Raw genomic sequence first — 20,004 nt, 5'->3', positions numbered from 1 at the left:
TGTTGACTGAGAGTGAGCTACTCCGGGTCAGCGGGCTCAGCGTCGTCCTCGACCACTGGTTCGAACGTCCAAGCCCTGGCTACTTCCGCGGACAGAACGCCGGTGAGGTGGACCGCGCCCTGGGGTTGGACCGTGAGGTGGTGGAGTGGGTCGTGGATGATCCGGACCTCAGGGTTGCCCTGTCCGTCCTCCACATTGCCCACGACGACGAGGAAGAAGTCGTCGGGCGCGGCCATCGCTCGCTGGATCTGGCTGTCCTCGAGCTTCACGGTGTCCGGGATCGCTCCTTGGTGAACCTTTAGTTCGTAGTACCGACCACGGTCATCGACTGCGTCGGCCCCCACATTTGGCTGGTGTCGGACATCGGTCAATGTGCAGTCGTCGCCAGCGAGGACCATGCGAAGAAGCTCCAACCCCGCGTCCTCGCGCTCCTGTGCGGTGTAGTTGAGCGGCCCTCGGCCGCCGCCACCGGGCTGCTTGGGTTTGTCTCGGTTCGGGTCTTTCAACTTCGGCTTCCCAGATCCGGCTGCGCCAGATCCGCCCGACCGCCCGGTGTCTACGTCGCCCCGAGGCGTGCCGGCGATGAATTCTCCGGCGGTGTCTTGCATGACCAAGGTGGCGGGGTCGATGAGAACGCGGGCCTTCGGCTGCAGTGGCGAGGGCATGTCTGCGGCGCCTTGGCTGGTCGCTCCCTTCTTTGCCTTCCGGGCAGTGCGGGGTGCCTGCTGCTTGGAGGTGGGTAGAGAGTTCAGTGCAGCTTGGCTCTTCTCTCGTCGGAGCTTCTCCTCGGCTTCGCGCGCGGCTGCGGAAACTACAAGATCGGCCTGCGCGCCCGCTTCGGCGTCAGCCCAGGCCGCGAGCCACGCATGTGCGATTTCCCGCGGACTCGTCTCGAAGATGGACGCAATTGCATACCCGCCACTCCGTGCGCGGCTTACATCTTCGCGCGAGTCGACGAAGAGCGTCGCTCGCCTAAGATCCAGCCAAGCCGATAGCGCCACTTGATGAGCCGCGCCGTCCGGCACAGCGACCTGCGCCCGAAGTTCGGGCAGCACCGCGACCTGAAAGCCTGCGAGCTCCTCCCACGTGAACTTGATGGACTCGGCAGACTTGGGCGCGCTCTGTGTCAAGTCAGTCTGGAGGTTTCGGACGGCACGTCTGAAGACTTCGGTGAGATCGGCGTCGTAGATGGCCGAATTCTCGTGAAGGACATGCGTGTCTGCACCGTCGACCTTGGTGAGGGCCAGTGGTTCGACGAGCGACTTGAGCTGGGTTAGTTGCCCGCCTGGTTGCCAGATCGCGACCCTCGTCTTGAGTGCCTCGGCGAGAAGTGGGTTTTCGACCGCATAGACGGGCCGCTTGCTCATCCAGCCGCTACCGACGTAGACCGGCTGACGGCGCAGCTGGCCGAGGCGTTCCGTTGGCGTCCGAGCCATGATCCGTAGTGCTTCCAGCATGGTCTGCTGCTCGTCGGGACTCAGTTCGCGGGTTCCTGCCAGTTTCTTGATGACGGCCTTGGCGTCATCGACCGTCGGGCTCCGCACGCCCAGCGCGGCCCACAACGGCTCCGCGCCCAAGACAGCCGGGACGAACGCGGCCAGGTCTCCGAAGATCGGAGGGCCCGATCTCGCAAGGGCAGTGCGTCTCCAGCCGTGATTCGTGATGATGAGCCCGTCACCGCGATCGAAGCGGCTGCGCAGCACGCTGGCTTGCATGTTGCCCACGCGCTGGATGCCTCCGCCGTGAACTTCGGCGGCCAGTGCTTGGTAAAACGGGGCGGCGAAATCGGCGGCTTCCTCCACCGTCATCGCGTGGCCGTCAGACCCGTCTGGGCTCAGGGGCTGTCCCGACTGGTGCAGGGCGCGGATCTCCTCGATTCTGGTGATCAGTGCCGCAACAGTTGGATTGCCCTTCACCCCGAGGGCTGACAGCACTTCGCGATGCGCTGGTGCGTCGTATGCCTCTGCGAGGTAGAGCGCCGGGTCGTTGCCGTACATCGCCTCGTTGGTCAGGGTCCTGACTCGCAACTCGCCGGGGGCAGTCGGTCGGCCTCGGCCGTTGCCAAGCCAGGGGATCGATGCCGCTTGGCTAACCCACCATGCGTCGACATCACCCTTGTGGATCCAACCGTTGTCTGGATTCGCGGCGTTGACTCGGGCGTACGGTTCGAGGCGGTCCCAGCTTCGGGTGAGAGAGCCGATAAGGGCATTCGCCCGCTCTCGACGCTGCTGGCCGTTTCTCACGGCTGCGATGTCGGCGAGCACTTTCTCAAGGTCGGGAGCGACATGGTCGTCGAGCGTGCACTGTGCCCCGACCTCGTTCATTTGCCGCGTGCGCCGAATCGGTGAGCCCGGTGCGCCCTTCCACAGGCCGGACGTGTAGTACGCGTACTGCTTGTAGTAGAGGCTGTTGTCGGGGAAGCGCTCCAGACGCGGGAGGTTTTCGGCACCCAAGAGCCGGAACAGCCGTTGCGTGCCGATTCCGGTGCGGCCGGATGGTGCACGCAAGGCGTCTGAATAGCGTCGGTGGAGCCAGACGAGCCCGGGTGTCTTCTTGGCGGCGTTCGACCAGCTGTTCCGCTCCTTCTCGATGAAGTAGGAGTCGGCAGGCCGGGCAAATACCTGCGTGCGCTTCCCGTTGGCGTCGTAAACGGTTGCCTCAAGTCGTATTGCGCGTCCGATTCCTTCGGCGAGCGCGGGGCGAGCCGACTCCTCGACGGATTCAAGGGCGGCGCGGAGCCCGTTCGCCTGGTCGTCGGTCAGCGGCTCAGCTAGCTCGACGTCGCTGCGCCCTGCGTTGGAGAGGACTCGGAGTGCGTCTGCGTCCGTCGCAGTCTTTCGCAGGGTTCCCGTGTCGTGCAGCCATTCGGCGATCACCGGCCACGTGGGACGCTCCGAGTAGGAGGGGTGTACCTGGGCGCCGATACCGAGTGATGACCAGAGTTGGGATGCTTCTTGGGGTAGCAGAATGTCCAACCCTGTGGCGGCCTCGGGGCTGGTCCGCCGGCCGTCGGTGAGGACGAGGCACGATGAGGTGAGGAGTTCGTCGGCGAGATCGTCGTCCTCGTCCTCGTCCTCGTCGTCATCGGCGGTGGCAACTGCCACAGCGGCAGCGGTCAGGTCGGCAACGAACTCAATTGTCCGATCCTCGACGTTGAGGAGTGGAAGGGCGGAGCGAACGTCCACCAGCACAGGTGTCGCAGCGCCGAGCTCATTGAGGTCGGCAATTACGACGCGCCACCTGTCGTCGTCAGAGCGATTGAACGCCGTGATGACATCAGCGGTTTCCGCAAGGTCGCTTATGTCCTCGTCCGTCAAGATGCCGGTCAGGTCCGGAGTCTCGTACGCGAGTTCTCGTAACGGATGTTGGTCGCCGCCGCGCCCCTTGAGGTGGACCCTGTCTGCGAACGCGAGCCGCGAGGCGGTCATGAGTCGGTCCACGACTGCTTCGTCGAGTGGGCTTGCGGTGAAGGCGTCGTCCGCGTACTCGGATTCGAGTGGAACTGCTGCCCAGGCGCTCCTGGGGTCGATGGAGAAAAGGTCCAGCGTGGCGTCGAGCCACAGATCCGCGACGAGCCCGACGAGATCGATGTTCCACTGGCTGTCAGCTAGGTCCCGACGGTTGGCGAGTGGATCGAACTGTGCGGCGAAGCGGAAGGGCACGCCGAGTGATCGAACGGGGAGGCCGACGTGTACGTGCCCCGCGTCGCCGTCGAATCTCGGGAACGCTATTCCCACGGGAGTGGTGTCTTGGTGGGACTTGCCTGCGCGGTGACCGGCAGGGCTATTGGCGTTTCGTGAGTAGCGCAGCCAAGTCTGGCCATCGCCGGCCGTAACGGAGGTGCGGACTGCGCGGCCTCCAGCCAGCTCGATGACTTCCGGGTCGCCCACTGAGACGCCTACTTGTGTAACGGGCTCCCCGTGCACGTCCACGAGGGTCACCGAGCGGAGGGAGCTCAGAAAGAGCAGCCCGGCATCGCTCCACGACTGGAGCCAGTCGGCTACTTCAGATTCCGTGGTCGCCGCGTGCTGAAAGGGCACGACGAATACGGTGGTTGCCGCCTTCGGCCTGTTCCGCCAGCCTAGATCCGCGTCGGCCGCCCGCAGCGAGCTTCGGCCAAGGCTGAGATGGAAGTGGCCGTTGTGGCCCTCCAGCGTCTCCGAGAGCGCCTGCAGAGTCTTGAGGCCGATGCCGAATCGGCCGAGCTTCTCGGCCTGGCTCGTCTTCTCGCTGAGCCAGGGGATCGTGAGACCCCACACGTCAGGCAGCGTGAAGTCGCTTCCGTTGTGCCCGAAGAGCAGCCGATCGTCATCGACCAAGAAGTAAGCCTCGTCAGCACCCTCGTCGTCGGCGTTCTGCAGCAACTCTGCGAGACCTTGCAGCCGGTCGTCGGACAGCTGTGCCGCGTTGCCCGTTGCGCGTCCGAGCGCACCGCGGATGCTCGGGGGCAGTTTCTGGAACTCCTCCGCCAGTGCAGCAAGGCTGGCCGATGCTGCATTGGCGTCCGCTGGCACTGGGATCCGTTCCCACGGCGTGTCCGGGTCGTGGTGAACGACCTCGCGCGCGGCCTCGACGGCATCGGCTGCCTCGAACCGCCAAAGATCGTTGTCCATGGTCGAGAATCTACTCACGCGGTCCGACGCGTTCGCTTGGATTGAGGGAGCAGGTCGCTGAGGTTCACCTCCTCTCGATCGGGCGCGGCCAAGAATTGCAGCGCCGCCTCGGCCAACTCCATACGCTTCTCTTCCCAGGCCAGCAGCTGGTCGACCCGCCACCGATCCGGATGTGTCATCACTGGCGGCGGCACCAGTTCCCGGTCCTTGAGGTTCTGGTATCCCTTCGTCTTGCCCCAGCCGTAGCGAGCCATCACCTCGCTCGCGCTGAGGAACACGTGGCGCGGGTCGTCCATGGGTCTCACACCACCTTCGGCTTGCCGAGCACCGGCTGGGACGCGAGCCGCTGGGTGCGGATGAAGGTCCGCAGGTCGCCGACGGTCGTGTATAGGCGCCGGCCGATCTTGAAGAACTCCGGCCCGGTGCCCTCCTGCCGCCACCAGCGCATGGTGTTGACGGGTGTCCGCAGGATCTCGGCGACGTCATCGAGCGTGAGGAGCTCGTCGTCGTGGCGCGCGTGGAAGGGGACGTCGTGGGTGTTGCTGTTCATGGTTCCTCCTGGTTCGCGAAAGCCCGCGAGGATCGTGGGCGACAGGTAGGTGTGCGGGCCGTGCCGCCGGAAGGTCCCAATACGTTCGATCGGATATCGTCGAGGGATGGATCGGGCGTATCTGCTCGAAGTCGCACGTCGCGCCAGCGGCCTGACGCAGGCTGACCTCGCGGCCAGATCCGGCACGTCGCAGGCGACGGTGTCGGCGTACGAGCGAGGTCTGAAGTCGCCGACCCTCAAGGTCGCTGGGCGGGTCCTGGAAGCCGCGGGATATGACCTCAACCTGCGCCGCCTCATCGACTGGGTCGAGCACGAAGCGCCTGGAGTCGGGCACTTCTGGGTGCCGAGCACCCTCTGGAACGTGGAGACGCCCGACTGTTTCGCGATCTTGGAGTTCGCCGACCTTGTTGGCGACGGGCCCGTCCGGCAGTGGGACCTGCACGATCGGGCGCAGCGCAAGGGCGTCTACGAGCAACTCCTCCAAGGTGGAACCCCTGAGGAGATGATCCGCTGGATCGACGGCCCCCTCCTGGTGGACGTGTGGGAGGAGCTCGCGCTGCCGGCTGTGGTCCGCGATGCGTGGAAGTGGCCGATCGTCATCGCGCGTGGGCCGACTCACCCGGATACTGCGCGGATCCTCGGCCGAGGAGATGAGTCGTTCACTGCTGAGGCGTGGGTCCGCGAGCGCGAAGTTGTGCCGGTGAGGGCGCCGGGTCCGAAGGAGCCGCGGGTCCGGTTCATCCGCACACGATTCGACCCGCGTCCGCCCGAGCCGACGGCGGACGACGACGGGACGAAGCCCGCAGGGACCGTCGCCAAGATCGCGGAAAGGCTCGCTACTCAGCTGGCAACGTCGCGGCACCCGGCCGCCCCGGCCACGTGGAACGCTGGAGTCGCGTTCGCGGGGCGCTGGGCGGACATGGGCAACGGCCACACCGTCGTGCTTACGCCGAGCGGACTCGGCTGCGTCGTCGGCATCACGGTGGAGCCGTACGACGACAGGCTCCAGGTCGGCGAGCAACTGATCAGGCTGTGGCGAACGGACTGAACCCGATCCGGTGCCTCAGTCGCGCTTCAGAACCCGATGCCCGGTGCCGACGGCGATGCCGCAGGCCGGGAATCGAACTCGGCAGGAAGACGCGGCGCCGTCCGCCGGCTTGGTGCCTTCGGTCCGTGCCGCTCGATCGCCTCGGCCGCGGCCTCACGCGCGTGCGCCGGCCCGAGATCGGCGCGATCGCGAGCGAACACGTCGCACCACTGCTTGCGCGCATCCTCGACGGACTCGGCGACGAGGTGCGCGACGTTGCGCTCCCGTCCCCGAGTCATCCCGACGTACGCCGACGCGGCGCCGCTGTGCTCGCCGACCAGCACATGGCTCTCGGTGACAGTGGCCCCTTGCGCGCCGTAGGCGGTCGTGGCGTAGGCGAGCGCGATGTCGCGGCGTACGTAGTCAAGCGGCAACACGCGAGTCCCCGTGTCGCCCCTCACGGTGAGCGCGCCGCGATCGCACGAGACGACGGTCCACAACTCGCGGTTCGCGACGTCGGCATCGCGGTCGTTGCGCCGGGTCGCGATGGTGTCGCCGACGCCGAGCCGTTCACCCGCCGCGGTCAGCACCCGCTCATCGACCTCACCGGTCGCCTTGCGGAGCCCGTGGGCGAGGGTGTTTATCCGGCCCACCTGCTCGCGGGTGTCGGCGACGGTGAGCTTGCCGACGCTGGCTTCAGCGGCAAGGCGGCGGGTCCGTTCGACGTCGCTTCCGTGGATGACGATCTCGCCACGGGCGAGGAGTTCATCGAACACCTCGCCAGACGCGGTGCCCGTCCGCATCCGCACCGACAGCTCGGCATAGCGGGGGTCCTTGAAGCGGCGTACGCCGTCGAGTTGTTGCACCCGATCGGGTGCGTACCTGATCGCCAGATCCAGGACCCCGCCACGGCCTACGGCGGGGAGCTGATGGCGGTCGTCGACCAGCATCACGAGTGCCTGGGTCTCGTCGGCCAGGCGGAGTAGCGCGCGGGCAGTGTCCTGGTCGACCATGCCCGCCTCGTCGACGACGATCAGGTCGCCTCGACGTAGTCGGGCACTGACGTCGGGCACGGCGTCGACGCGACTCCATCGACCGTCCTCGTCCCAGCGGAAGCCGTGCTGGTGCAGCAACCAAGCGGCGGAGTACGACGCCGCGCCGATCGAGCACCTGGCGACCTGGGCGGCCTTCAGAGTCGGTGTCACCACGACCATCCGGCGCCCGGCTGCGATCGCGCGCTCGCGGGTTGCCGCGAGACGGGCGGTCTTGCCGGCCCCGGCCGCGCCCTCGATCACGGTGATCGTCTTTGCCTCGGCACGAGTCGCAAGGCGGTCGACGATCTCGTGCTCGACGGCCAGCACGTCGACTGCCGTGAACGAACGCACGTGCTCGGGCACGTCCGGTCGGCGAAGTAGCGGGCGTGAGGTGGCGACGACGCGAGCGGTCAGATCCTCTGCCAACTCCCGGCGGACGGCCCCGTCGACCGCGCCTCCGCCGGACGCGATGATCCGCTCGACCTCACCCCGTGCGTCGGCCGCGTTCCACGCCGAGCGACGTGAGCCCAGCCGGACGAGAGCCAGCTCGACGACGCCGTCGCGGTCGATGGCGCCCGTCCGCAACACGGGTATTGGAGCCCCTGGCGCCGGAGCGACGTAGCCGAGTTCGTGCAACTCCTCCATCCAGCGGTGCCGCAGTTCCTCACCGTTTGTAGGCACAACCTTGTCCGGCCGCGCGTCGGCCCACGCTCGCCGATCCCATGCCTGCCGCAGCGCCGGGCCGGGCTCCTCACCGGGATGGTCGGACCGCCACTCGGCCTCGTAGGTGTCGATGTTGGCCTCGATCTGCTTCGCCCGTGCGCTGAACGCTCCCGTGTACGGCGACAGCTCGACGACTTCGCCCGTCTCGGCGTCGACCTCGAAGCCGTGCCTCGCGAGCGCCTCCCGGAACTCCGGGTTGGTCATCACCGCCGCGTGCCCGATCCCGTTGATCGCCTCCAGGCTGTCGCGGACGCCGACCGTGTGCAGCCCGCGCCAGGCGCCGGCAGCGAACACTCGGGCGTTGATCTGGAGATGCAGATGCCGGTGTGGGTCGCCGGCCCGGGAGGTGAAATGGTGTACGACGGCCGCCTCGATCTGTTCGACCGGCACTTGCACTTGCCGATTCCGCGGTCCCACTCGGGTCGTGGCGTGACTTGCGAGCCACCCGATGATCTCCTCGGCCGCAGCCATCTGTGCGTCGTCGTAGGCCAAGGCGATCTCAGAGTGAAGCGCGGCAGCGAGCGACCATGTCTTCGGTCCGTTGACGGTGACCTCGACGAACCGGACGCCCTTCTCGTCCGTCCGCAACCGACCCTTCGCGAGGCCGGTGTCGACGTCGCAGCCGGCGACCCATCGCTCGTAGGTCTCGCCGTCCATGTCGGCGCGGCGCTCGATTCCACCGGGGGTCGCGCTGAAGTGCATGGCGACCCCGCTGCCCTCGGCGAGGTAGTAGTCGTCCGCCCGGGACCGATCGGCCTCGACGTAGTGGCGCGCAGCGGCTGCCGCGCCGCGGTAGATCTTCATGCCGCCGTGCATCGAGATCACCTCCGTCAACAGCCATCGACAACCGTGAAACCCCAGGTCAGCGGGCACATCGGCGCCCGTCCCGCTACGTAACTTCGTAGCATGCGTGCCGCTGGATAAGCAGTGGTGAAGGGGCAAGACCACGGGGCGATTGGGTAGCCATTGGTGGTTGGTGATGGCCAGTGAGTCAGGCAGGTGGTGAAGACATGAGGCTCGGCGAATGAACGGAGATCGAGGGTGGAGCGGAGTCCGGAAGGATGGCTTGACGTTCGTTCGGACTGGATTCTCGGTGATGTTCGTTCCCCCAACTTGTGGCGGTGGGCAGCCCGCTACCAGTCAGCCGCTTCTGTAACGCCGAGTCGCATGAGTTCGTTGATCAACTCGGTGAGGTCGGGCGCCGGAGTTCCCTGGCGAAGTCGAGGCACGATCTCCTGAAGTCGATAGCCGATACCCCACTGCTGCCCGCTCGTGTTCTTGAGGAGGTGGGTCAAAAGTCGAGCCCAATCGCTTGCCTCTGCTGCAACGTCGACGTCCTTGAGTCGGTAGAGGAACCCGCCGCGCTGGTCGAGTCCTGCGTCGGAGCTCAGGACAAGATCGATCGCCTGCTTCCGAGCGCCGGGTAGCCCGACGACCCAGCCAGCCGTCGCCGATGCCTCGGCGGGTGTGAATGGCAGCGGAACGGACTGATTGCGACCGGACCAGTACGCACGGATCCATCGATCCCACTGACCGGGTGCCTCACCAGGTTCGAGTTGTGCCAGTGCGCGCCCGACTTCTTGCACCCAGGAAACTCGGAGGTCCTCTGACGCGGCACCAACGAAGCGCGTCAACCAGGTCACTGGATCAACCGGGGCGAACATCGCGATCGAAGTCAGATGCACCGCGAGCTGACGGCGTAGGCCGTTAGGCAACTCCTCGACGTGCTGCGCGGTCACCAGATAGGCGTCGAGCAATCCGGCCTGGAGCAGGCCGTCGTTCCATCGCCCCCATGTGAGAAAGCCCTGCCATGCGGCTGCGGCCTCCTCCTCGTTCGTCCAGTCGAACAGGGGGAGAAGTCGGTCCTCACACCACTCACGGTCGGCCCCGAAGAAGAAGTGCAACTGTGAGGCGAGGAAGGCCCGAGCGAGCAGACCATTGCGATCGGTAGCCAACGCCAGCCGGTCTAGCTGTGCGACAACCCGATCTGGGAGGCCGTCCCAGGTCGACTCATTCTTGGACCACTCCCACTGAACGACCTTCGTCCAGAACTCGGCAAGATCACCTGCCGGGTGGTTGATCGCTTCCATGACGATGTCGGCCCCGCTGACGATGGCGCCATCGACGTCAGACGACGGCCAAAGGTCAGCCGCGAGATGCTGAGCGCGTTCGATCTGGTGCCACGGTGTCGGATGTTCGGGTCCTCCTCCGTTCGACAACATCGCGCATGCCGGCCTCCGGATCTCGTAGTGATCCCAGCCAGCGATGATCGCCAACACCTGCTCGATCAGCTCCGCATCGAGAGTTGCGCCGTCCCAGCCGTAGATCAATGACGCTCGGAAGTCACTGTCCTCGGTCTTCAGGACTCGAGCGACCTGCGTGCCATCCGCGGGATACGTCGTGACACAGGCTTGAAGGGAGCGAAGTGCGCCAGTCCAGGAAGGTCCCGTGAGTGGGTGTCTCTCCGTCTGGAACTCTCGGAGTCGAGCGAGCGCAACAGTTGGATCTTGGCCAACCAGCTCGTGGAGTTCCGTCGCAGTAAATGGAAGTGCATCTTCGACAAACCCGAATGCCCCGTAGCGGTTGAGATCCGGATGCTCCCTTTGGCCAAATTCGGGGTGGGCTGCCTGTGCCTGCTCGAAGGCCGTCCGTGCGTACTGGAGCTCAGGGGCCGAAGTCGCGAGCCACGCGAGCAGGTTGTAGCTCCGGTATGGCGAGTGCTCGTCGTCGTCGTCGCCAGGAGGGCCCGCGACAGCCGCGTCAACCAGTCTGCGTGCGGTGCCGTCACTCGCATTCGGCAGCGTGTCCTGGATCAACAGGAAGACCTCGTGCTGGAGCGGGATCTCCCACAGAAGATCTTGTCCAAGCAGCCAAGCCGCCTTGTCGTCGGGTCCAAGGTCGTTGCGTATGCGCCAGCCGTGGATGGCAAGCCGTCGAAGGATCGCGTAGGGCGATGTGCTCCAGATTTCCATATATCCCTCGGCGAGGGGCAGGTTGTGGGAGAGGGCCGCCTCGATTGAGTCCCGCGCAGCGTCGATAAGGACGTCGATGGGGTCGCGATGGCTGTCTTGCTCATGGGGTTCGATGGCTGATCGCGAGAACGAGATCGGATCGAACGAACCTTCAGGATCCAGTCCGCGCAGGCTTCGGTAGACCCGCGAGATCTGCTCTGTTGCCAGGCTGAGGAGTTGGCCGAAGTGCTGGTCGACTCCTGGCATGAAGATCTTCGTCCAGTTGTCGGTGAGCCAGTGCTCGTCCCCGCAGAGATCTACCTCAAACCGCGGCTGGTCGGCCGATCCGCCAAGGTCAAAGGCTCGCTTCAGATGTGGACGGGTCCGATCCTCGAACACCATGAGGGCGAGATCGAAGTTGCTGGACCAGTCCTTGTCGACAAGCATCATGTCGAGCAGGTCATGCTCGCGGGTCGGGGCGTTCTGAAGGACAAGCTGAAGCCATGGATTGAGCCACTTCGGGAACGTGCCCTTGAAGGCAAAGAGCGCATGCGTGATGGCGGACCACGTATCCGGTGGCCAAGGCCTATCGCGGAACGCGCGCAGCGCCGTCCCGGAGCCTTCCTCCGAGAGGATGTACTGGTCGGCAATCCACCACATAAGGGTGCGGGACGTCGGCTCGCCGGCGGCGTCCTGCGAGAACAGGGCAAGGAATGCAGGGCGGGCTTCAATCCAAGCGAACCACCGCTGGCTGCGGTCAACGTCATCAAACTTCGCCTTCTCCGCGAAGTACCTAACCCGCTCCGGGTGGGTGAGTGCAGCCTCGACATACGAGACTTCTTCGGGGATGGTGGGCGGTTCCGCGTTAAGGAGATCTGCAAGTCGTGCGCGATGCTCGACTTGCCCCATCGTCGCCAAGGCTCGCCATCGCTCGAGCGACGCTGGCAAGGTGGCGTGGTCCCCTGCATCATTCGGATACGAGATCGGTTTTAGCCCGAGACGGCGCCACTCTGCGTTCTGCTCATCATCGGTGAGTACGTATCGATGCTGGTCCGGCCCGAGGGAACGAGCCAAGTACTGCATCACGACGTCGCCGTGGCTATAGCCGATGAAGACGACCGTGAACCTCGAGAACATCCTCTCGAGGAACCTGGCCGCCCACGCCTCCCGGAGGTAGGCGCGTCCGAAGTCGGTGTCCGTAACAACGAGTCTGCGGCTGGGTTGTGACAACGACCCGTGGAGGTGCACCACGCCCTCGAAGTCATCGCCGACAGGCAAGGCAGGAGCCTCGTAGAAATCGAGGGCGAGGGAAGACGCAGTCGCGGACGAAGTGAGGTGCCGGTCGTAGTTGGTTGTGACAATCCGCGGGCTGGGATACGCAAGTGCAAGTCCCATGATCGCCTGGTGAAGGGCGTTCGGCTGTGATCCGGGCAGGTCAATTGCATTCGCCACCAGCTGATGCACGTCGTTGCCGTTGTCTTGAAGGCGGCCCAGAAAGACATCGGGGTGGCGGACTTCATCCTCCGTCGGTTCGCGCCCAACGAGTGCGCCAATGTTGCGCACTAGCTGCACGAAGTCCGGCAGATCGGCCGGATGTGCGCGCGACGCGCCGGCTCCCACGAAGAGAACAAGCTCGCCTGTCTCTGCAGCGTCGAGTACGGCCTGAGGTACATCAATGTCACCGATCCACATAGGTCAGGCCACGTCGCTCGGCACAGCAGTCTGCTTGACGTGCTGGAGGGTCTCGACGATGACTTCGACGTCGGCGTCTGGGAAGAAGTAGTCGGGGCCCGTGGGGGCGTGGTCGGTGTAGGGAGACTCGAACAGGCGCCCCGGCTCCATGACGCCGTTCCGGGTGAGCTCATCGACAATGAGGTTCACGAAGCGCACCTGTTCTGCGGAGAATCTGGTGCCGTCCAGATAGTTCTCGAACGCCTCGATGGCTGCAGCGCGGTCGAGTCCGACCAGGCTGCGGACGAATATCCCTAGACCGCCGCCCTGCTCGGTCGCCCAGGCGATGTCGACCTGCTGACCGCCGGAGGCGACGAGCAGTCCCTCCAGCACCGTCAGATCCTCAGGCGTGAGCTGCTTGTTGAGGCGCAGGCGTTGGAGAGCGAGATTGTCGAGGTGCTCGCGTAGGTAGGCCTCGGCCTTGGCCCGGAAGCGCTCGAAGTTGGTGCCGGGAGTGACGCGGGGGAGCACGACCTCGAATCCCTCGCCGAGGGTGTCCTCGAAGTCGGTGTAGATCGGGTTGCGGGTCGTCTTCTCGATGAACCGCGCGAGGCCGCGGATGCGGAGTCGTGCCAGCTCCAGCATCGGCAGGGTGACGTCGATCCACCACTCGTCACCGGCCACCGACTCCAGCAGGACGGCTTGCTCGGCGACGCTCGGAATCGTGGTCTTGCCGAGCAATGCGGCGGCAATGCGCTGCACAGTCTCGCGCAGCCGTTCGGCCAGAACCGCGTCGCCGTCGAGCTGGGCTAGTTGGCGGCGCAGGATGAGCAGGTCGAACCGCTTGGCATCCTCGTCGTCATCTCGGACCGACGACGGCAACCCGGCGAGCGTGAGCAGCTCCTCGGAGTCCTCCGGCACGATGCTGCCCCAGGCTTCCGCTGACGCGTACTTCTCGATCGATCGCCGGTGCGGGCGGACCACGAAGTTGTCCAGGTTCATACCGGCGACGATCTCGTGCAAGGTCTCCTTCTAGGCTGGAGGAACCATCGTACGCTGGTTTCGTGCATCACTTTCGTGCATCACTCAAGGAAAAGTGATGCACGTGCCACTGATGAGGAGTCACAGGAATGGCCAATCGGCTCGCCAACGCGACCAGCCCCTATCTCCAACAACATGCAGGTAATCCCGTGGATTGGTGGGAGTGGGGCCCCGAAGCATTCGAGGAAGCAAGGCGCCGTGATGCACCAGTTCTGCTGTCCGTTGGGTACGCAGCGTGCCACTGGTGCCACGTCATGGCGCACGAGAGCTTCGAGGACGAAGGGGTGGCCGCGGCCCTGTCCGCCGGCTGGGTGAGCGTCAAGGTCGACCGCGAGGAGCGGCCGGACGTCGACGCGGTCTACATGCTCGCCACGCAGGCGATGACCGGGCAGGGCGGGTGGCCGATGACCGTGCTCATCACCCCGGACGGCGAGCCCTTCTTCGCCGGGACCTACCTGCCCAAACCGCAGCTGCTCCAGCTGCTCGACGCCGCCGGTACCGCGTGGCGCGAGGACCGGGAGCGCCTCACCGCCAGCGCCACCAGCATCGCAACCCAGCTCGCCGGCATCGCCGACCCGGGGTCCGGTTCGCCGCTGGAGGAGGAGCAGGTGGCGCTGGGCGTGCACTCCCTGCGCAAGACCTTCGACGACGCGCGGGCCGGGTTCGGCGGGGCGCCGAAGTTCCCGCCGTCGATGACGCTCGAGCACCTGCTGCGCCACCACGCCCGCACCGGTGATGCCGACGCACTGGCGATGGCCGAGCGCACCCTCGAGGCGATGGCCCGCGGTGGCATCCACGACCAGCTCGCCGGCGGCTTCGCGCGCTACAGCGTCGACGCGGCGTGGGTCGTGCCGCACTTCGAGAAGATGCTCTACGACAACGCGTTGCTCCTGCGCGCGTACAGCCACTGGTACCGCGCCACCGGCTCGGACCTGGCCCGGCGGGTGGCCGGGACGACCGCGGACTTCCTGCTGCGCGACCTGCGTTCTCCCGAAGGGGGATTCATCTCGGCCCTCGACGCGGACACCGTCATCGACGGCCACTCCGTCGAGGGCGCCACCTACGTGTGGACTCCCGCGCAACTCGTCGAGGTGCTCGGCGAGGAGGACGGGGCACGGGCTGCCGCGCTGCTCGAGGTGACGCCCGAGGGGACCTTCGAGCACGGCGCCTCCACGCTGCAGCTCCTGCGCGACCCCGACGACCCGGCGTGGTGGGATTCGGTCCGAGAGCGCCTGCTCGCCGCCCGCGACGAGCGCCCTCAGCCGGCCCGCGACGACAAGGTCGTCACGAGCTGGAACGGTCTGGCCATCGCAGCCCTCGCCGACGCCGGGGTGGACCTCGACCGCCCCGATCTCATCGAAGCCGCCTGTGCCGCAGCGGGATTCGTCATCGACCACCATCTCGTCGACGGCCGGCTGCGCCGGACCTCGCTCGGCGGTCGGGTGAGCGAAGCACCGGGCGTCCTCGACGACCACGGCAACCTCGCCGAGGGGCTGCTCGCGCTGCACCGGGCGACCGGCGAGACGTCGTGGCTGGAGCGCGCGGGCGAGGTCCTCGACCTGGCCATCGACCACTTCCACGACGAGGACGGCTGGCACGACACCGCGCACGACGGCGAGGTGCTCATCACCCGACCCCGGGGCCGCACCGACAACGCCGAGCCGTCGGGTGTCTCGGCGGTCGCCGGGGCGCTGCTCACCCACTCCGCGCTCACCGGCTCGACGCGCCACCGCGAGCTCGCCGAGGAGGCGGTGGCGGCGCAGTCGCGGATCGTCACCCACGACCCCCGCTTCGCCGGATGGGCGCTGGCGGTGGCCGAGGCGATGCTCGAGGGTCCGCTCCAGGTGGCGATCGTCGGCGAAGGGGAGGACCGCCCCCTTCGTCGGGTGGCGCTGGCGAGCTCCTCCCCCGGGCTCGTCGTCGTCAGTGGGTCCCCCGACCAGGCCGGCGAGCCGCTGCTCGCGGACCGTCCGCTCGTCGACGGCCGCCCGGCGGCGTACGTGTGCCGCGGGTTCGTCTGCGACGCGCCGGTGACCGACCCGCAGGCGCTCGCGGCGCTGCTGCGCTAGGCGCCCGGCACGACCACCCCGTGCTCGTAGGCGAAGACGACCGCCTGCGCCAGGTCGCGCAGCGCGAGCTTGGTGAGCACACGTGAGACGTGCGTCTTGACGGTCTGCTCCGCGAGGAAGAGCTCGTCGGCGATCTCGCCGTTGGACAGACCCCCGGCGACGAGCTCGAGGACCTCGCGCTCACGCGCGGTCAGCAGGTCCAACTGCGGTGAGTGCCGCGGGACCGTCCCGCGCCGCCGGGTCGACTCCTCGATGAGCCGACGGGTGATGCTCGGCGCGAGCAGCTGGTCGCCGCCGGCGACGACGCGCACCGCGCGCACAAGCTCGTCCGCCGGGGCGTCCTTGAGCATGAACCCGCTGGCCCCCAGCCGCAGCGCCTCGTAGACGTAGTCGTCGATGTCGAAGGTCGTGAGCGGCCGGTGGGCGTGGGCGCGTCGGTCGCGTCTGCGGCGGCCAACCGTCGCGGTGGCGGCGTCCGTGGCCGTGCTCGGTGCGGCGGCCCCGGTCCAGCCCGCCGGAGCGGCCCCGGAGGCAGCGGTGCTCACCCAGGACTCCCCCTTCGGCGCGGTCCGTGCCCACGCCGGCATCCGCGATGGCGAGTCCGTGCGTGCGCGCGCCGCACGCGCTGCCGACGAGCTCGTGGCCGAAGGGGGTCTCACCCGCGAGCACGTCGTCGTCGTGGTGCCGACGGGGTCGGGTTGGGTCAACCCCAACCTCGTCGCGGGCCTGGAGGAGCGCTTCGGTGACGAGGTGGCCACGGTCGCGGTGCAGTACGACACCGCGCCCAGCTGGTGGGCCTATCTCGCGCACCGGGAGCAGGCCGAGGAGGGCGCCCGCGAGGCCGTGACCGCGGTCCTCGCCCGGGTACGGACGCTGCCCGAGGACGAGCGCCCGCAGGTGCACGTCGTGAGCGAGAGCCTGGGGGCCACCGCGGGGCAGACCGTCTTCACCGACGAGGTGCGCCGGCAGGTCTGCTCGGCCCTGTGGGTCGGGTCCCCGGGTGGGCAGGTGGCCGGGCTCCCGCGTGAGGCGAGCGTCGCCAACGAGGACGACCCGGTGGTGCACTCCTCGCTGCAGGACCTGGTGGTCCCTCGCGACGACGGCCGGTGGGTCCCGGCCGTGGGCGCCGTGCACGGGGCCGCGGACTTCCTCGGCTCGCTCGAGGTGCCGGACGGGGCCGGTCACCGCTACGGACCCGACATCGCCGACGCCCTGCCGCCCTGTGACTGACCCGCTGGCGCGCATCCGCCCGGGGAAGTGCGCGCTCCGGCGCGCATTTCCCCGGGGAAGTGCGCGCTCCGGCGCGCATCCGCCCGGGGAAATGCGCGGTCAGTCGACGACGTCGACGGTGGTGACGGAGCCGGGGGCGAGCGGCTCGTCCCAGTCGATCTCGCGGTGGGACTGCGAGCGCAGCCAGGCGAGGGCGGCGCGGATCGTGTGCTCGTGGCTGACGACGACGAGGTGGTCGGGCTGCTCGATGAGCGCGGGGGCGAACCAGTCCCCCACCCGCTCGAAGACGTCCTGCATCGACTCACCCCCGCCCCAGCGGATCTCGCTGATGTGCTCGTCGTCGGGCAGGGCGACCGCGCGCAGGGCGTCGTGGCGCTCCCCCTCGAGCTCGCCGAGCGCCTGCTCTCGCAGGCCCGCCTCGTTGCGCACCGAGGCCTGCCAGCCGGCGGGGCGCAGGGCGACGGAGATGATCTCGGCGGTCTGCAGGGCCCGCAGCAGGTCGCTGCTCCACAGGGCGAGTGCGTGCTCGGCGCGTGGTGGCCCGAGCAGGGCCCCGAGGGCGAGTCCGGCCCGGGCCGCGGCCACCCTCCCGTCGTCGGTGAGCACCGACTGGTTGGGCCCCCGGTGGGCGCCCTGGACGAGGCCGTCACGGTTCCACGTCGACTCCCCGTGACGGACGAGGTGGACTCGCGTGGGGCTCACGGTGTCCACCGTAGTCGGGCTCCGTAGAGTTGCGGTCCGTGAACGGACTCCTCATCACGGGCACCTCGTCCGACGCGGGCAAGTCCCTCGTCGTGACCGGGCTGTGCCGCGCACTCGCCCGGCGAGGACTGTCGGTCGCGCCGTTCAAGGCGCAGAACATGTCCAACCACTCGATGGTCTGCCGCGACGGGGCCGAGATCGGCCGGGCCCAGTACCTGCAGGCGCAGGCGGCCGGGGTCGAGGCGACCTCGGCGATGAACCCCGTGCTGCTCAAGCCGGGCAGCGACCGTCGGGCGCACGTCGTCGTGCGCGGCCTGCCGGCGGGTGAGCTGCGGGCCGGCGAGTACGCGACCGGCCGCGCCCACCTGGCGCAGGCTGCCTTCGCCGCGTACGAGGAGCTGGCCGCCGCCCACGACCTCGTCGTCTGCGAGGGGGCAGGCTCCCCCGCGGAGATCAACCTACGGTCCGGCGACTACGTCAATCTCGGTCTGGCACAACGGTTCTCGCTGCCGACCGTGCTGGTCGGCGACATCGATCGCGGCGGTGTGCTGGCCGCGCTCTACGGCACGTGGGCCCTCGTCGCCGACGAGGACCGGCCGCTGCTCGCCGCCTACCTCATCAACAAGTTCCGCGGGGACGCCTCCGTGCTCGAGCCCGGCCTGACCGAGATCACGCGCCGCACGGGCATGCCCTCGCTCGGCGTCCTGCCGTGGCTCGAGGACGTGTGGATCGACGGCGAGGACGCCCTGTCCGTCGGCGCCTGGGGCGACCTCGACGACGGCGTGCCGGTCGACCGGCGCCTCACGGTCGCGGTCGTGCGCCTGCCCCGCACCTCCAACGCGACCGACGTCGACGCCCTCGCGGCCGAGCCCGGGGTCGACGTGCAGGTGACCCGCTCCCCCGACCTGGTGCGCGAGGCCGACCTCGTCGTGCTGCCCGGCTCACGGGCCACGGTCTCGGACCTGACGTGGCTGCGTCGCTCTGGTCTGGCCGACATCGTCGTCGACCGGGCGCGCCGTGGCGCGCCCGTCCTCGGGATCTGCGGTGGGTACCAGATGCTCCTCGACGAGATCGTCGACGACGACGGGGTCGAAGGCGGTGTCCTGAGGTGCGACGAAGGAGCCTCGAAGGAGGGTCAGCCCCCCTCTCCCGCAACGGTGCCCGGTCTCGGCCTCCTGACCGGACGCGTCGTCTTCCACAACGACAAGGTGCTCGCGCGTCCCTCCGGGACGTGGCGCGGTCACGACGTCGAGGGCTACGAGATCCACCACGGCGTCGTCGAGCCGATCGGCGGTGAGGACTTCCCCGGGGGCCACGCGATCGGCCCGGTGCGCGGGTCGATCTGGCACGGCACGCTCGAGTCCGACGACTTCCGTCGCGCGCTCCTGACCGATGTCGCGCACGCGAGCGGATCGGCCTGGACCGCGCAGGCGGGCGGGCCCCCCTTCGCCTCACGTCGGGAGCGGATGATCACGACCCTGGCCGATGCCCTCGAGACCCACGTCGACCTCGACGCACTGCTCGCCCTGACGGAAGGATCCCGTTGAGCCCCAACGCTGCCCGCCGCATCCACGTCATCGGGATCGGCGCCGGCTCCCCCGGCCACATGACCGCCGAGGCGGCCGAGGCGCTCGCCGAGGTCGACGTCTTCCTCGTCGCCGACAAGGGTGGCGCCAAGGACGAGCTCGTCGCCGTGCGGCGCGCGATCTGCGACCGGTTCATCCCCGCAGACCACCCCTACGAGTTCGTCACCGTCCCTGACCCTGAGCGCGGCCCGGACGCCGAGCGCGACTCCGCCGCATACGCGCAGGGCGTGCGTGACTGGCACGCCGCTCGCACCGACGCCTACGTGCGGATCATCGAGGACCTGCCGCCCGACGCGGTCGTGGGCTTCCTCGTGTGGGGCGATCCGGCGTTCTACGACAGCACGATCCGCATCGTCGACGCGATCGGCGAGCGGATCGCGACCACCGTGCGGGTCATCCCGGGGATCTCCGCCTTCCAGACGCTGGCCGCGGCGCACGGCATCGTCCTGCACCGCGTCGGCGAGCCCGTGCACGTGACGACCGGTCGCCGACTCGTCGACGAGTGGCGCGCCGCCGAGGCGGCCGGGCTCACGCTCGGGACGGTCGTCGTCATGCTCGACGGCCACCTGCACTGCCGTGAGCTCGCCGCGACCCGTCCGGACACCGAGATCCACTGGGGCGCCTATGTGGGCATGCCCCAACAGGAGTTGCGCTCCGGTCGCCTGGCTGACGTCATCGACGAGATCGTCGAGCTGCGGGCCGCGCTGCGTGAGGAGCACGGGTGGGTCATGGACGTCTACGCGCTGACTCCCGCCCCCTGACTCTGCATTGCCCTATGGCCATGCAGAGTCTTGACGTCGAGAGACT

The 20,004-nt window shown here is 67.9% G+C and carries 13 protein-coding genes; 5 read left to right on the top strand and 8 right to left on the bottom strand.

The window, feature by feature from the left end; genetic code table 11:
• Positions 1-17: 17 nt before the first annotated feature.
• The 3 genes from JAN01S_RS01165 to JAN01S_RS01155 are packed head-to-tail and all read right to left on the bottom strand — an operon-like array spanning position 18 to position 5,163.
• Complete coding sequence (locus tag JAN01S_RS01165) at positions 18-4,613, bottom strand: sacsin N-terminal ATP-binding-like domain-containing protein (protein WP_068312365.1); 4,596 nt, start codon at positions 4,611-4,613, stop codon at positions 18-20.
• Between the two features lie 14 nt (positions 4,614-4,627).
• Complete coding sequence (locus JAN01S_RS01160) at positions 4,628-4,909, bottom strand: hypothetical protein (RefSeq protein WP_068312362.1); 282 nt, start codon at positions 4,907-4,909, stop codon at positions 4,628-4,630.
• Positions 4,910-4,914: 5 nt separating this feature from the next.
• Complete coding sequence (locus JAN01S_RS01155; protein WP_068312359.1) at positions 4,915-5,163, bottom strand: helix-turn-helix domain-containing protein; 249 nt, start codon at positions 5,161-5,163, stop codon at positions 4,915-4,917.
• A 106-nt stretch (positions 5,164-5,269) separates the two neighbouring features.
• Here JAN01S_RS01155 and JAN01S_RS01150 point away from each other — a divergent pair, with 106 nt between their 5' ends.
• Positions 5,270-6,211: a helix-turn-helix domain-containing protein gene (locus JAN01S_RS01150; protein WP_068312356.1), complete on the top strand. Its 942-nt coding sequence runs from the start codon at positions 5,270-5,272 to the stop codon at positions 6,209-6,211.
• Positions 6,212-6,237: 26 nt separating this feature from the next.
• On the opposite strand, the gene mobF is transcribed toward JAN01S_RS01150, so the two are convergent.
• The 3 genes from mobF to JAN01S_RS01135 all read right to left on the bottom strand — a co-directional run bounded on the left by mobF (position 6,238) and on the right by JAN01S_RS01135 (position 13,592).
• Positions 6,238-8,751 (bottom strand): MobF family relaxase, encoded by a 2,514-nt coding sequence (gene mobF / locus JAN01S_RS01145; RefSeq protein ID WP_169797144.1) that lies wholly within the window; start codon positions 8,749-8,751, stop codon positions 6,238-6,240.
• A 329-nt stretch (positions 8,752-9,080) separates the two neighbouring features.
• Positions 9,081-12,590: a DUF4020 domain-containing protein gene (locus JAN01S_RS01140; protein WP_068312353.1), complete on the bottom strand. Its 3,510-nt coding sequence runs from the start codon at positions 12,588-12,590 to the stop codon at positions 9,081-9,083.
• Between the two features lie 3 nt (positions 12,591-12,593).
• Entirely contained in the window at positions 12,594-13,592 is a 999-nt protein-coding gene (locus JAN01S_RS01135) for a type I restriction-modification enzyme R subunit C-terminal domain-containing protein (protein WP_244884700.1), read from the bottom strand.
• Between the two features lie 107 nt (positions 13,593-13,699).
• On the opposite strand from JAN01S_RS01135, the gene JAN01S_RS01130 reads away from it, so the two are divergent.
• A complete protein-coding gene (locus tag JAN01S_RS01130) occupies positions 13,700-15,679 on the top strand; it encodes a thioredoxin domain-containing protein (protein ID WP_068312348.1) in 1,980 nt (659 codons plus the stop codon).
• Here JAN01S_RS01130 and JAN01S_RS17345 read toward each other — a convergent pair.
• The gene (locus JAN01S_RS17345; RefSeq protein ID WP_244884698.1) at positions 15,676-16,224 is read right to left on the bottom strand and encodes a LuxR C-terminal-related transcriptional regulator; all 549 of its coding nucleotides are present in this window, start codon (positions 16,222-16,224) and stop codon (positions 15,676-15,678) included. The two genes, JAN01S_RS01130 and JAN01S_RS17345, sit on opposite strands and share 4 nt — an antisense overlap.
• Here JAN01S_RS17345 and JAN01S_RS01120 point away from each other — a divergent pair.
• The gene (locus tag JAN01S_RS01120; RefSeq protein WP_169797143.1) at positions 16,217-16,909 is read left to right on the top strand and encodes an alpha/beta-hydrolase family protein; all 693 of its coding nucleotides are present in this window, start codon (positions 16,217-16,219) and stop codon (positions 16,907-16,909) included. The genes JAN01S_RS17345 and JAN01S_RS01120 overlap by 8 nt on opposite strands.
• 99 nt (positions 16,910-17,008) lie before the next feature.
• Here JAN01S_RS01120 and JAN01S_RS01115 read toward each other — a convergent pair whose 3' ends face one another.
• Positions 17,009-17,611, bottom strand: coding sequence for a histidine phosphatase family protein (locus JAN01S_RS01115; RefSeq protein ID WP_068312342.1), 603 nt, complete (start codon positions 17,609-17,611; stop codon positions 17,009-17,011).
• 38 nt (positions 17,612-17,649) lie between these two features.
• Between JAN01S_RS01115 and JAN01S_RS01110 the strand changes: the two genes are divergently transcribed.
• Positions 17,650-19,158: a cobyric acid synthase gene (locus JAN01S_RS01110; protein WP_068312339.1), complete on the top strand. Its 1,509-nt coding sequence runs from the start codon at positions 17,650-17,652 to the stop codon at positions 19,156-19,158.
• The gene (gene cobF / locus JAN01S_RS01105) at positions 19,155-19,958 is read left to right on the top strand and encodes a precorrin-6A synthase (deacetylating) (RefSeq protein WP_084359892.1); all 804 of its coding nucleotides are present in this window, start codon (positions 19,155-19,157) and stop codon (positions 19,956-19,958) included. The genes JAN01S_RS01110 and cobF overlap by 4 nt, the downstream gene beginning before the upstream one ends.
• The last annotated feature ends 46 nt before the right edge of the window (positions 19,959-20,004 follow it).

Origin of the sequence: Janibacter anophelis NBRC 107843 (assembly GCF_001570945.1) — a bacterium.
GTDB classification, from domain to species: domain Bacteria; phylum Actinomycetota; class Actinomycetes; order Actinomycetales; family Dermatophilaceae; genus Janibacter; species Janibacter anophelis.
This window is presented reverse-complemented; position numbering and strand designations above follow the sequence as displayed.

Bases quoted from the DNA above. Each gene is read 5' to 3' on its own strand.
- JAN01S_RS01165 (WP_068312365.1), bottom strand. From the start codon at position 4,613: ATGGACAACGATCTTTGGCGGTTCGAGGCAGCCGATGCCGTCGAGGCC.
- JAN01S_RS01160 (WP_068312362.1), bottom strand. From the start codon at position 4,909: ATGGACGACCCGCGCCACGTGTTCCTCAGCGCGAGCGAGGTGATGGCT.
- JAN01S_RS01155 (WP_068312359.1), bottom strand. From the start codon at position 5,163: ATGAACAGCAACACCCACGACGTCCCCTTCCACGCGCGCCACGACGAC.
- JAN01S_RS01150 (WP_068312356.1), top strand. From the start codon at position 5,270: ATGGATCGGGCGTATCTGCTCGAAGTCGCACGTCGCGCCAGCGGCCTG.
- mobF (WP_169797144.1), bottom strand. From the start codon at position 8,751: ATGAAGATCTACCGCGGCGCGGCAGCCGCTGCGCGCCACTACGTCGAG.
- JAN01S_RS01140 (WP_068312353.1), bottom strand. From the start codon at position 12,590: ATGTGGATCGGTGACATTGATGTACCTCAGGCCGTACTCGACGCTGCA.
- JAN01S_RS01130 (WP_068312348.1), top strand. From the start codon at position 13,700: ATGGCCAATCGGCTCGCCAACGCGACCAGCCCCTATCTCCAACAACAT.